The 13,931-nt window shown below is 37.8% G+C and carries 13 protein-coding genes; 2 read left to right on the top strand and 11 right to left on the bottom strand.

From position 1 onward, the window contains the following. Positions 1-51: 51 nt before the first annotated feature. From MHI34_RS14170 to MHI34_RS14140, 7 genes are all read right to left on the bottom strand, one after another. Entirely contained in the window at positions 52-471 is a 420-nt protein-coding gene (locus MHI34_RS14170; protein WP_036123932.1) for a universal stress protein, read from the bottom strand. Between the two features lie 51 nt (positions 472-522). Continuing rightward, a complete protein-coding gene (locus MHI34_RS14165) occupies positions 523-1,602 on the bottom strand; it encodes a PQQ-dependent sugar dehydrogenase (RefSeq protein ID WP_342503557.1) in 1,080 nt (359 codons plus the stop codon). Positions 1,603-2,235: 633 nt separating this feature from the next. Further along, on the bottom strand, positions 2,236-2,400 hold the full coding sequence (locus MHI34_RS14160; RefSeq protein WP_186436205.1) for a hypothetical protein: 165 nt from the start codon (positions 2,398-2,400) through the stop codon (positions 2,236-2,238). A 152-nt stretch (positions 2,401-2,552) separates the two neighbouring features. Further along, on the bottom strand, positions 2,553-2,969 hold the full coding sequence (locus MHI34_RS14155) for a YugN family protein (protein ID WP_036128457.1): 417 nt from the start codon (positions 2,967-2,969) through the stop codon (positions 2,553-2,555). A 136-nt stretch (positions 2,970-3,105) separates the two neighbouring features. Then, on the bottom strand, positions 3,106-4,059 hold the full coding sequence (locus MHI34_RS14150; protein WP_342503556.1) for an alpha/beta hydrolase: 954 nt from the start codon (positions 4,057-4,059) through the stop codon (positions 3,106-3,108). A gap of 32 nt (positions 4,060-4,091) precedes the next feature. Beyond that, a complete protein-coding gene (locus MHI34_RS14145; protein WP_196243750.1) occupies positions 4,092-4,817 on the bottom strand; it encodes an SDR family oxidoreductase in 726 nt (241 codons plus the stop codon). 26 nt (positions 4,818-4,843) lie between these two features. Further along, a complete protein-coding gene (locus MHI34_RS14140; protein WP_342503555.1) occupies positions 4,844-6,469 on the bottom strand; it encodes an NAD(P)/FAD-dependent oxidoreductase in 1,626 nt (541 codons plus the stop codon). Positions 6,470-6,613: 144 nt separating this feature from the next. Here MHI34_RS14140 and MHI34_RS14135 point away from each other — a divergent pair, with 144 nt between their 5' ends. Further along, a complete protein-coding gene (locus tag MHI34_RS14135) occupies positions 6,614-7,309 on the top strand; it encodes a helix-turn-helix transcriptional regulator (protein ID WP_058844352.1) in 696 nt (231 codons plus the stop codon). Between the two features lie 112 nt (positions 7,310-7,421). Here MHI34_RS14135 and MHI34_RS14130 read toward each other — a convergent pair whose 3' ends face one another. The 4 genes from MHI34_RS14130 to MHI34_RS14115 all read right to left on the bottom strand — a co-directional run bounded on the left by MHI34_RS14130 (position 7,422) and on the right by MHI34_RS14115 (position 11,947). Continuing rightward, on the bottom strand, positions 7,422-7,883 hold the full coding sequence (locus MHI34_RS14130; RefSeq protein ID WP_342503554.1) for an SAM-dependent methyltransferase: 462 nt from the start codon (positions 7,881-7,883) through the stop codon (positions 7,422-7,424). A 90-nt stretch (positions 7,884-7,973) separates the two neighbouring features. Further along, the gene (locus MHI34_RS14125) at positions 7,974-9,164 is read right to left on the bottom strand and encodes a Ger(x)C family spore germination protein (protein WP_036124261.1); all 1,191 of its coding nucleotides are present in this window, start codon (positions 9,162-9,164) and stop codon (positions 7,974-7,976) included. Beyond that, positions 9,161-10,258, bottom strand: coding sequence for a spore germination protein (locus MHI34_RS14120; protein ID WP_036124259.1), 1,098 nt, complete (start codon positions 10,256-10,258; stop codon positions 9,161-9,163). Before MHI34_RS14120 ends, MHI34_RS14125 begins: the two co-directional genes overlap by 4 nt. Before the next feature lie 21 nt (positions 10,259-10,279). Then, positions 10,280-11,947 (bottom strand): spore germination protein, encoded by a 1,668-nt coding sequence (locus tag MHI34_RS14115; protein WP_036124257.1) that lies wholly within the window; start codon positions 11,945-11,947, stop codon positions 10,280-10,282. Positions 11,948-12,352: 405 nt separating this feature from the next. On the opposite strand from MHI34_RS14115, the gene MHI34_RS14110 reads away from it, so the two are divergent. Then, positions 12,353-13,357 (top strand): hypothetical protein, encoded by a 1,005-nt coding sequence (locus MHI34_RS14110; protein ID WP_058844351.1) that lies wholly within the window; start codon positions 12,353-12,355, stop codon positions 13,355-13,357. Positions 13,358-13,931 lie beyond the last annotated feature (574 nt).

Here is a 13,931-nt window from a genome sequence, read left to right as displayed (position 1 = left end):
GAAAAAACCTGCTTGTCTACTAGCACAAGCAGGTCTTTTTTATTCAAAAAATTAACGGACAATTAGCACATCACATAGAGCATAGCGCACTACTTTCTCTGCAACAGATCCTAACATCATTTTCTCCATACGATTTAACCCTGTTGCACCACAGACAATTAAGTCCACATTCGGTAATTGCGTTAAAATACCTTTTGGTGAGCCTGCTTCTACTACAGATTCCACGGTTTTGACTCCTGTCTGCAATGCCTCTTTTTCCAACTGTTCCATTTTTACAACGTTTTCTTTCTTTAGTTCCTCCGCATATTTCAAATCATATGCAGATACCGCTCCAAATGATTTTGTATCAATGACGTTCACTAATTGCAAAATAGCATTGTGTTGCATGGCTAAGTGACTTGCTCGATCCAATGCTTTTAATGATTGTTCCGAGAAATCAATTGCCACTGCGATTTTAAGATAATTAGCCAATGTTAGTCCTCCCCATTCCTTATACCCTTCTATGTCTTCACAAATAGTATATCACAATGGTATCCGATATAGTTTATCGTCCTGTGACTGTGGGCTTCCTCGACCATCTGTATTATTGCTAATAAAATAAAGAAATGCGTCATCCACAAAGACATCACGAACTCTTCCAAATTCCGACAATCGTTCAATATATTTGTTTTCTTTCACAGCAAACGCTAACACTGCACTACCTCTTAAAGCTGCGACATATAATTGATCATCCATCATATCAATGCCAGATGGTGCCCACGTTTTAGAAGTACCTGATGTAAAGAGAGGTGTGATCATACCTTGCTGTTTTTTTGTTCCTTCAATATCGGGCCATCCATAATTCTTCCCCTTCTCGATTATATTAATTTCATCGTTTGCGGCATTGCCATGCTCACTGGCATACATCGTACCATCTGTTGCCCAGGTCAAGCCCTGTGGATTTCGATGTCCATAGCTGTATACATAGGACTGTGGAAAAGGATTATCGTTCGGTATGGAGCCATCCAAATTGATGCGTAAAATTTTTCCCTCTAGAGCATCTAAATTTTGTGCTAAGGAAGGTTGCGTCGCATCACCTACTGTTGCATACAGTTTACCATCAGGCCCTATTTTTAAACGACCACCATGATGATATGTACCACTCTTTATTCGATCTATGATAAGATCCGTTTCTAACCACTTATTATCGTTAAAGGTTAATGTAACAATTCTATTAAACTGCTCGCTTCCTTCAACATACGTATAATAAGCAAAGGCAATCTGTTTGTCTGAAAAATTAGGTGCTAATACAAACCCCAATAAACCAGCTTCTGGCGCTGTTGAAAGCTCCTTATCGAGGATGACCTGTTGCCTGTCAACTGCTCCTCCTTCCTCAATTTTCACAATACTACCAGGCCTTTCTGCTACATAAAAAACAGTACCATTTTTTTGAATCGACCATGGTGTTTGCAATTGATTTGCCAGTATTTCTACTGTTGAATTTATTGAAGGAGCCATGCGCGTTTCCTCTTTTTCTAAACCTCCGTCATTCTTGTCCTTAGGTGGCGCGCAAGCAACACATAAAACCATTACTAGCAGTAATAATGGCATGATACATTTCATTGTTGTTCACCCTTTCATTTTTAATGCATTAAGAAAATAGAAAAAGACGCCCCTAGACGTCTCTTAGTGTTGAAAAACAAAACGATCTATAGAAATTTTGTGAAAGGTAAAAATAGATTTCCGTTGCAGGCTACTTGCTTTCCTGTGGGCGAGCGCCGAGCCGCTTCCTCCGCTACCGCTCCGTGCAGGGGCTCGCCTGTCTCGCTATCCCACGGGAGTCAAGTAGCCTTCCACTCCAATCCATAAAGATGTTTCTTTTCAACAAAGGTTTTCAAATAAAGCGAAGGTGTTCCCTACTCTTTATGAAGAGGTGTTGTCACGCATCACTTCTCCACATTGAAAATAAGGAGCTTTCCTTTCTCTCATCAGGCAAATAAGGAGCGATTTTGATCGTGACGGCTCGTATGAAAGAGAAAGAAAAGCCACTTTTGCCAAATGGTTGATTGAAGTGGAGCCAGCGTCACTCCTAGGGGATTTAGCGTCACAGCTGAGACCCTGGAGCGAACGGAAGTGAGTGAAGCGGCTCAGCGGACGCCCCCTGGAAAGGACGCTGGTGGAACGGAAATCAACCCCTCGCTAAAAGTTCTTTTTCTGCTATTGACATGATCTTATTTCAACAACATGAGACGTCCCCTAGACGTCTCTTTTATTACCTTTTATACCTTCAAAAGTGATTATTTCACCAAATGCTTTTGTTTTCGCTAACACATCAAGATACGCTTCTTTTCGATGGATGAGTCTTTCTTGTTGCAATTTCTGATGGGAATGTTGAAAATCATCTATAGCTATTTTGTCCATAAACTCACCTCTTCTAGTAGTGTACGTTAACACTATTATAATGTTGGAAAATTCTTACGACAATTCTATTTCTATTTTTGATTACAAGTTCCCAATAATAAAAAGGAAAAAAGGCATATAATTTTAGCCATTAGCTATTCAAATTTATCTAGCTAATGCATAAAAAAAGGTAGCACTTTTTCTTCAACAGCTTGTTCGCCTGCTTGAATCCATCTACTTTTATCGTGAATATACCCGTCTTTATCAAGCGGAGTTTGGAATTGACTAACACCAGTTGCATCAAGTAAAGACCCCTCATCATAATCTAGACCTATATTCTCAACATGCTTAATGACAAATGGTTTTTGAAAACGAATTTGGGCATCCTCATTATCAAGTTCCCCTGATGTTACGATAAAGGGAACACGCAAATAAATAGTTTCCCCTGCCTCTTTCCATAATATCGAATCGAAGCTTCCTTTATAATACTCCCAATTCCCACCAATCGTAAAACCTCGATTGGCAATTTTATCACGTAAATAGCCGAAACCAATCTCTTTTCCAACAATTTTTGAATCAAATTGTAGCAATTTGTATTCTCCTCCTTTCACTCGATAAAAGTCTAACCTAAAAGGTGGCATTACAAACTAGTTATGATGTAATTATGATTGCCAAAAAAGTCTCGAAACTTTTTTAAATCAAAGTTTCGAGACTTTTGTAAGTTATTTATAAAGGCACTGAAATCTTTCGATGCAAAACATATTTAGCAGCTTCTACATACTCTGTGGCAGCCCTTTGACTGACTGCGGCTGTTGGAGCAATACTTTCAAAGCCATGATAGCAACCTGGGTATAAGTGGAATTCGACATCTACTCCAGCCTGACATAGCTTTGTCACATATTGTAAAGTCTCGTCACGGAATGGATCTAATTGTCCAACACATGTATACGTAAACGGTAATCCTGATAAATCATCTGCTCTAGCTGCTGCGGCATATGGTGACACATTGTCGCTGCCGTTCTCTCCACTCAAATACATTTCCCAGCCTTTTTGATTGAGCGAGTGGTTCCAGATCATATGTCCCGTAATTTCCAATGAAGATGGTGTGTTATTCCGATCATCTATCATTGGATATAGAGGCATTTGGAAACTAAGCTTTGGATAATTACGATCTCGAGTAAGTAATGCGAGTGCAGCTGTGAGACCTCCTCCAGCACTTGCTCCAGCAATTCCTAAACGACTGGGATCAATCCCTAATTCGTCCGCATGATCTGCTACCCATTTTAACGCAGCATAACAATCTTCAAGTGGTGCTGGATAAGGATGTTCAGGAGCAAGTCGATAGTCTACAGATACAACCACACACTTCGCTTCATTAACAAAGCGCTGACAAAGCAAATCATCTCCTTCTGGAGCACCTAAGACATAGCCGCCGCCATGAATCCATAGTAGCCCTGGGGAAATTTCTTTCTGCTCTTTTGACTTATAAATACGAATGCGAAGAGAATTGTTGTCATCAGGCCCTTGAATCACTTTATTTTCAACTGTTATCTGTTCATCTATCGGAGCTGGCACAGCAACGGCTGCCATTCCTTCTCTTGTTGCCTGTACATTATCTAAATCTAATGGGGGGAAAATTGCTAACGTTTCTCTTAGTTCTGAATCAATACGATGTTCCATTAAAATTCTTCCTTTCTTATTTAAAATATTTTTTACGATGTTAAACCGCCATCAATTGGTACGACAGCGCCATTCACATAAGAGGCTTCCTCCGAAATTAAGAAAGCGATTACATTTGCGATTTCAGAAGCATCTGCTAATCTTCTTAGGGGGCCGTTTTCCTCTGGACTGGACGTTAAGCCCTTTGTCATATTAGTCATTACACCACCTGGACAAATAGCATTTACTCGTATACCGCTAGGACCATATTCAATGGCAGCAGTTCTAGTTAACCCAATAACACCGTGCTTACTAGCAGCATAGCCGCCTAAATAGGGTTGTCCTTGTATTCCTGCCGCTGAAGAAGTATTCACGATGACACCTGACTGTTGTTGCTCCATCTCTTTTAATACATATTTTAAGCCTAAAAAAGTTCCTTTTAGATTGACCGAAATGACGTTATCAAATGTCTCTTCCTCTAAATCTGCTAGTAAAGATGGCGGGCTTAACACACCTGCATTATTGATGAACGCATCAATTCTACCAAACGCTTCTTTTGCAGCCTCCACATATTTCTTCACGTCTTGGCTTTTCGAAACATCTGCGTGGACAAAGATAGCCTGTTGTTGATGTTCCTTCACAGCGTGTAGTGTGTCTTGACCACTTTTCTCATCAAAATCTACTAATACTAATGCCTTGTCCTGTGTGGCTAGTAATTTTGCTGTTTCTCTCCCTATACCATTTCCTGCACCTGTAATAATGACTACTTGTTGTCCCATATTGATATATGCTCCTCTCTTGCAAACTATGATATTGATTTTAATCTCATTAATTTAAAGCCTTCATAATTATTTTGAGCCACCTCATGACAATGCTTTGTATAATAATCAAATCCGCCCAGATAAATTAAAAAACTGCGGGGTTTACCTTCAATATTAGCTCCCGTATACCAGGAATCACCTTTGACGTAAAGTGTTGTGTTAGCAACCTCTCGACAATGCTTGCTCCAAGCTTCCTTGGCTTCTTTATGTGGTTCCACAAGGTCAATGTCATGCTCACGCAAGTAATCGATACATTGTGCAATCCATTCTACATGCTGCTCAATAGCGATTGGCATATTCACGAGGACAGATGGACTTTCTGGACCAGTAATCATAAATAAATTAGGAAAACCTGCTGTTGTTAGTCCGAGATATGTTTGAACAGAAGCACCATCCTCCCATTTTTCCTTTAATGTCTCACCGTTCCTTCCCCTTATATCAATTTTAAATAATGGTCCTGTCATGCCATCATAGCCTGTTGCAAAAATGATACGATCTAAATCGTAATGTTCATCCGTCGTTTGAATACCTGTTTCTGTTATTTTTTTGATAGGTGATTCTTTTACATTCACCAGTACAACATTCTCCCTGTTGTAGGCTTCAAAATAATCACTATCTAAAACCTGTCTTTTCGTGCCATACATATACTTCGGACATAATTTTTCTGCTACCACAGGGTCTTTCACAATTTGTCGTATTTTAGAGCGAATAAATTCCGCTGCTTTTTCATTGGATTGTTCATTTGTTAACAAATCATCATAAGTGGCTGCGAAGGCAAAACCACCTTGTGCCCAAGCTTCCTCAAAAACCGTCATCCTTTTATCATCACTATCCTCCATTGCAGATTGCTGATTTTGTGCAAAAGGTGTACCTGATATAGAATTTCTCATCGACTGCTTTAAAGCTTCGAAATTTTGCTTGGTTTCTTTGATAAAGTTCTCATCATATGGATGATTACGAGCTGGAATCGTATATTGTGGTGTCCGTTGAAATACAGTAAGCTGCTCTGCTTCTTTCGCAATTACAGGTATGGCTTGAATACCACTGGAGCCTGTCCCGATAATTCCTACTCGTTTCCCTGTAAAATCAACCTTTTCATGTGGCCAATGCCCCGTGTGATACCAATTTCCGCTAAACTGTTGCAGTCCTTGAATGTTAGGAACATTGGCAGCAGACAGACAGCCTATTCCTGTAATAAAATACTTTGCTAAGATGTGCTGTCCGTCGTTTAGATAAACAATCCATTTATGACGTTCCTCATCAAAATGTGCTGCAGTGACCCTTGTATTAAATTGGATATCCGTTCGCAATTGAAAGCGATCTGCCACGTAATTTAAATAACGTAATATTTCCGCTTGTTCTGGAAATCTAGATGTCCAAGTCCATTCTTCATACAACTCTTTTGAAAATGTATAGTTATAATAGATGCTTTCTATATCACATCTAGCGCCCGGATAACGATTCCAATACCAAACACCGCCTACACCATCTCCAGCCTCGCATACAATGGTAGAAAAACCTTTACTCCTCAGCTGATGTAACATATACAAGCCTGCAAAGCCAGCGCCTAAAACAACTGCATCCACCTCTTTAATTGTTTGGCTATTCACCCACTACACCCCTCACTCCAATAAATTATTAAATACAAATACAAGAAAATACTGGATTTCCTTAGCTTAAATACTACAACTTACAGAAAATATTGAAAATTCCTTATTTTAAGCGTAGTATATACTTAAAAAAGGGGATAGGTCATGTCCAATCTTTATACCATTCAAAAACGTTTCGACACGGTACAAAGTTATGCCAATCATGAAGAGCTGTTGATACATATTTTGCAGGTATATTTAGATTCTTTTCCTATCAAAGATGCCTACTTATTAAGGTATTCTCCAATAGGCTTTGTAGCTGAAGGAATCATTTTTTTGAATGAATCTGGAGGTAGTCATATCGGTGAAATTCGAGAGGAGATTCGTAGCTTCCCTATTATTTATGCTGCTATTGAGGACAAGAAGGCTAAATTTTGTACAGGAATGGATTATTTAAAAAATATAAGTATTAAATATTCTATTCCCTCACAAAATAATTCATTTTTAATCATTCCCATCTTCATTGGCCAATATGTTTTCGGCTATATTTGTAGTACACAATTGGAAGAGGAAATCGCTATAAATGAAAAGCTATTGGATGACATGACAGCTTTTGGAAATGTTATTGGTCAGCTTATCATGCAAGCTAGAAATAGCAAAAAGGAAGGCCTTCTTAGCAAACGTGAGCTGGAGGTGATGAGACAGGTAGCACAAGGGGGAAGTACGAAGGAAATTGCAGATTTTATGGATTTAAGTGAATTAACTATTACCCAATATGTCAAATCTGCTATCAAAAAATTACATGCCAGAAATCGTTCTCATGCCATTAGCATTCTTTATCAAGAGGGAATTATTCTATAAAAATTCAGGGGGAGCATGCAACTCCCCTCGATTACTACACAAGTATGCTCTGCATCCATTGCATAATGCAACAATTTTCTTAGACTCAAATGTCTTCGCTTTAACAACTTTATTACCCCCAGTAGGCCCTCATTAAATCTATTGACCATGCTGGCTGTTGAACATCCTTTTTAGGTAAAAACTCTTTCATCACAGGCTTTATATCTAGTATAGGTGTGCCATCAATGGCATCTAGCCCTTGGACGATTAATGCTCTTGGTTTGACCTCTAATAACTCAACGATTGTACTTCCTAATTTATTGGGTCTATTCTTACCCCTTTGCGCGAAAATGCCGACCTCGGGATAATTTTGATTATTTCTAGGATGTCTCGCCTCATATTGGATATGATCGTCTGTAACTTTATCAAAATAAAAAATAATTTCTAGATGAGAAAAATCTCCTATTCCTTTTAAGGATGCCTCCTGGATATGATCAGCAAGTTCAATAGTTGAAATAATCTCTCCCCAATGATCATCTTTGATCATTTGCCGATTGTTATAAACTGTAGCGATTGATTGAACGATATATTGCATGTCTTTTATCTCCCATCTTTTCGAATGTTTAATAATACGGACTTTAATTCCAGTATATACAAAATAGACAAAAAAAGATGATTAACCTCGTTAATCACCTGACGTCCCATAATCTTTAATGGTTACATTCACTTCACATGTGATTGGAACCTCACTAAATGTTTGATCCCAATCTTTTTTTATTTTTTGCCATACCTTTGGATAATCTATTCTTATTTTATTGCCAAATCCAGCAACATCCGTTTGAAATTCATGTTGCGTTTTTTCCAAAACCTTCTTCACTAATCGTTCAATCTCTTTTTCAAATACTTTCTCCGCTTTTTTCAAAAATCGATTGTCAAATGCCTTATCTGATAGGACCCAATGTTCAGAGATTCTACCCTCTGTTTGAATTTTTATGGTAAAAGAGATTTGATCGTCCTTTATGAGAGGAATAATTTTACTTTTAGCTGAAATAATTTCATAGATAATGGGTGCCCCTGACTCCTCATCAAAGCCTTTGACTAAACCACCTTTCCCTTCGCCTGTTATCCATGCAATTCCTTCCAAGTCACTTTCATTTAAAAAGCCACGCAACTTTTTCGTTTTGCCTTCAATGACAGCAGCTCCTGCAAACCTTACTTCCCCATCTTCCGCTAACACATTTTGCAATAAAAAGCTTGAGTCTGAATAGAGCTTTCCTTCTAACTTGGCAACGGTCATCGGTGGTAAAATCTTAGTCGTCCTTTCATGCCCCTCCATCATTTCCACTAATTGAAAAGCTGGAATTTTCGTTGGTTCATTCGTTTCAAGTGCCTGACTTGCACGATTTTGAGCAATAAGGAGCAGGCCACTCGGTCGTATTTCTAATTCTCTTAGAAAAAAATCTAGTGTTTGTTGAAGATTGACGGTACTGGCTAAATCTTCCCCAATAATAATCACTTTGGAATGTTCAGCAAAGGAGCGTTTATCAACTTTTAGAAGCATATTTCGTAATGTTGGCAACACCGCATCGCCCGTTTCAGTGACATTTTTATATGCTTTTTCAGGTAAGGTACCCTCTTTCGTTCCAGAAACTGTTGTCTCTGATGTAATGAATTGATTGGTAATTGTTAGCAGATCCCTATTTGCATATCTAGCATCTTGTTGCTCCTCAGAAGATACATCACCTGTTTCTAAATCCAATGATGTGCCTACAATAATACCTAAATCCTCAATCTCTTTACTACTCCAGCAACCAGTAAGAAGAAAGGATACAGTCATTAATAGAAGGTATCGGATATATTGATGTTTTCGCTTCATGCTTTATTTCCTCTCCATTTCGATATAAGGAGTAAAATTATAGGTACGGCACCAAATAAAATTAGTGCAGCATGGCCAATCTTATCGCCAAATGTAAAAAGATCATTAATATTTTTTGGCGTCATCGCAATGATATAAATAATCGGTAATAATCCGTATAAGAAAGGATTCATACTTTTCTTAAAAAGTTGAGCTAATCCTAAAGCAGCTGCATAATAGGTAATCGAGAAGGTAGCAAATATTTGCATAATCCAGATGACCAGTAAAAACGACTCAAAGCGTTCAAAAATTAATCCAGGAATTTCAAAACTTCGCATCAATTCAATCGTGGGCCATGTCCTTGTCATAACCCCTTCAATGGATAAAGCTCCAATAACCATAACAACTGTAATAACATAAAAAAGTAAAGGAATCGTTATGCCCACTAGTACAACCTTTACAGCTTTTGATTTATCTGATGGATACATAAATGCTACTATAAGCAGCATAATTTCAGGACCTAAAAATGCCAGTGTCGCTGTTTTGATCCCCTTTAACATGGGTACAACACCCAAACCTAATACTGGTCTAAGATTATCGATTTCAAAGATTCCTAAGCTTAAAAAGGCCACGAGCAAAAAAATCACAAAGGTTATAGGGAAAATGATTTCAAACAAACGAGCAATTGTATTGATGCCACCACTAATCAAATAAATCCCTACCCACAAAAAGGGCAAAATGATAGCCCATGTAGGTGTTCCTTCTAATAAGAAGAGAGAGGTTACTTCAGCCATTATGCGAACCTCAAAAGCAGAAATGGTAAAAAAGTAGACAATTACACATATACTTATGAATGAGCCCAACCATTTCCCTATAATATCTTGATTGTATTGATAAAATGTTTTGTCAGGATATTGTTGGCTTAGCTTGACAATAATTACGCCCGCAATCATGGCAACAACCCCACCTAAAAAAACACTAATCCATACATCCGGCGTTTTTACTTTTTCTACAGATGCACGAGGTAAGGTAAGAATTCCAGTGGCAAGAATATAGTTAATAATAATAACAACTGCTTGTGATGTCGTTATTTTATCTTTTAAAGTGCTGTTCATGGCTGTTTTTCTCCTTTCCTCTTATTTCCCTTTGCGGATAGAATCTTTTGGCTTTAATAATCTCGGACGATGTTTCATCACCCTGAACGGCATACGAACCATAAAGTCTTTCCAGTCACCTGCTCTATACGGAACAGTAGGACTAAGATATGGTACGCCGAAGCTCTTTAGTTTCACTAAATGACTGCAAAGGAATAAGAAAAATAGGATGATGCCATATAGTCCAAATAAAGCAGCAGAAAACATTGAGACAAATCGCAGCATTCGTAGCGTGATGCCAGCATTATATTGAGGAATAGCAAAGGAAGAAATCGCCGTTAGTGCAACAACAATAACCATAATTGGACTAACAATTCCTGCCTGTACTGCTGCTTCTCCAATGACAAGCCCCCCAACAATTCCCATTGTCGGACCAATCGGCTTAGGCAAGCGAAGGCCCGCTTCTCGTAGTATTTCAATGGCAACCTCCATAATGAGAGCTTCGATTAATGCTGGGAAGGGTACCCCTTGCCTTGTCCCCATCATGGACAACGCTAGTTTAGTGGGAATTAACCCCTGATGAAACGACACAAAAGCAATATACAAGGATGGTCCAAATAAAGTGATACCTGCAGCAAAATAACGAAGCAAACGGATAAGAGAGCTAGGCAACCAACGTTCATAATAATCTTCTGGTGATTGCAATAACATATTAAATGTGACAGGTACAATTAAAGCAAAGGGAGTGCCGTCTAATAGAATTGCAACTCGTCCTTCCAGTAAAGCTGCAACAACACGATCAGGACGCTCGGTACTCTGTACTTGCGTAAACGGACTAAGATAATTGTCCTCAATCAATTGCTCAATATAACCTGATTCAGCTACATCATCCAAATTGATTGTTTCAATCCGTTTCCTCACCTCTTTGACGAGATCAGGTTCCACAATTTCATCTATATAGGCTAAGACTAACTGTTTTTTTATTCGCTCCCCCACTTCCATTTCAATAATAGATAAATGTTGGTTTTCACCATGTTGCCTCAATAAAGAAGTATTGACACTTAATTTTTCCGTGAAGCCCACCCTTGGTCCACGTACCAATGCTTCAGAAACAGGCTCCTCAAGATTTCGAGTCTTTCCATGTGCGGTACCAATGATAAATACACTCGGTATACCGTCAACAATTAATACAGTAGAGCCAGTTAATACTTTTCCCACGGAATTCATGACATTCGATTCATCTATAAGATCACTCACTGGTAGGATTTCATTTGCAATCAATTGTTGTAATTCATAACCTCTTATCAACGTGGAACTTTCTGAAAGTCCATTCATTAATGATTTTAAAATATGCTTGTCAATCAGCTCTTTATCGCATAACCCTTTAAGAAAAACGATGGCTGCACGATTACCAGTATTTCCAATGTGAAATTCTCTGAAATGGATATCCCAATTATGACCAAGTTCTTTCCTCATTAGTAAGAGATCTTCACTGTAATTACCTGTAAATTGCTCTAACGTTTTTTGAATAGGTTTATGCACCGTCTCACTTTGATCACTATATTCTTTTATATCAATCTTGCCGTTGCCCTTTTTGACAATAAAAAAACCATTAAACAATTTGAAAATCAAATATGGAATGAAAAATGCTAAAAAGCCCTGAAAAAAAACTTGCCAATGCGGCACATAGGAAATCACCTTTTCCCACATATTGATCACCCTCTTTAGTACAATCGTACAGAGTATCCCTACATGTTTTTAGCATTATCTAAGCAACGGCATTTTAAACTTCTAATCCCCAACATTCTTCACAAAACAAGACATCTGATCTTTGATAGTCATAAAAAAACCAGCCTCAAATAATTTGAGAACTGGTATTAATAAATTGTTGTAGTATTGGATAAGTTGACTTGTCTTTCCTAAGTATTCTTCAATATCGATTCTACTTACTTTCTAAATCCAATTTTCTTTAACGACATTGATTTCATGCGTTATGAGCAGGACTCCCCATTCCCCTCTCATGCCTTATTTCCACCTTTAATGTTTAGGATAAATGAAATCTATTAAATAGGATATGGTATACTAGCTACTATGAAAAATTAGAAGGTGAAATTTATGCTAGAAGTCAGTGAAAGTAAATTAGCACAATATAGTCTACATTTTGTGAGCGAAACACTTATTTTAGGAGAAGAAGCCTTGTCTCAACCCGAAGTCATGCTAGAAGCAGCCTTTACACAGCTTGCATTTAGTAAAATAGATATGGAGCAGCAATACGAATTTTTCCATGAAACCAATATTGAGCTTAATGAAGTTTTTACGTATTCTAAGGCTATTTTTGAACAGAGCAGTAACTTTCTAGAACAGTCACAAAATATGGCTAGGCACTTACATAGTGTCTCACAACATCCAAACATCAAAAGCGGTGAACTGTTTATTGGTTTGTTCGAAAATTGTTTACTATTGAATGAGGCTAAAAAAGTTATTGCCATTGTCAAAATTGATGAAAAAGAAATATTTTTAGATGTAAAAAATGACCACAATCAAATGATTATCAACGGCGTTGATGGTATTAACGTCAAGAAAATAAATAATATGGCTATCATTGTTGATATGGGACCAGATCAAGCACCTGCTGTGTTTATGAAAACGAAACGTAAAGAAGATATTGTTTATTGGCAAGAACGATTTTTAAAAATTAAAGCAGCAGATGAACATTATCATAAAACGGATTTAGCATTAGCTGAATGTAAAAAATACATCTTAAAGGAAGAAAATTATACAAACACGGAGAAGCTGGGACTTCTGAATAAAACACTAGATTATTTTAGAAATGAAGAGGAGTTTCAAGTAAACCATTATATCGACACCGTATTTGAGCAAGCAGATGCTAGCCAAAAAGATATCATCATCAACTCAGTCAAACCCTATGAAACAGTCATTTCGGACAGTGCTTTAGAAAAGGCTGAGAAGAAGTATAAACGTAAAATCAAACTGGATGCCAACATTGAAATACAAGTAAATATTCAACATATCGATCAAATAGATGAGCTGATTGAAGTTGGCTATGATGAGGCAACGAATCGTAAATTCTATAAAATCTATTTCCAGGATGAACAGTAGAAAGGGCATTCACTTTTTATGAAAGCTGATTTAACATAAACAGATAAAAAATAATCATTCCCATTTCAGACTACCCGCTTTCCTGTGGATTGGCGTTAAGCTACTTCCTTCGCTATCTCTACGTGCAGGGTCTCAAAAAGGCTCGCTTACCCACTGGAATCGGTAGACTTTCACTATAGTCAGTAGTAGTGGAACATTTTAAACATTAGAATTCAATTGATGTTCATCAGAAGGTGCTCCTAAAGCTAACAATTAGGAGCACAAAGCTAAAACCATCATACTCTGCACTAATGCCTTCGTTACTCGTGCAATTCCAAGGACGTACTAGGTCGTAACGGAAAACGCTCCTCCCCTTGCAGAATAGTAACGTTCAGTTCTCTTTCTCCCTATAGAAAACACTTTCGTCATGTCCTTGTACATATACTCCTTCCTTCAATCTAAATAAGACCCAATCTTTTGTGTAAGTTGTACTGTAAATAATGGCTATTTTTCAAAGCAATCGGGTACTAAAAAAGAGAGGGCATGTCTTGAACTCCGCTCTTTTGATTTCTTTAAAAATTTTTAAAAAAGATAA

The sequence above is a fragment of the Lysinibacillus sp. FSL L8-0126 genome (assembly GCF_038630385.1).
GTDB lineage: Bacteria > Bacillota > Bacilli > Bacillales_A > Planococcaceae > Lysinibacillus > Lysinibacillus fusiformis_D.
This window is presented reverse-complemented; position numbering and strand designations above follow the sequence as displayed.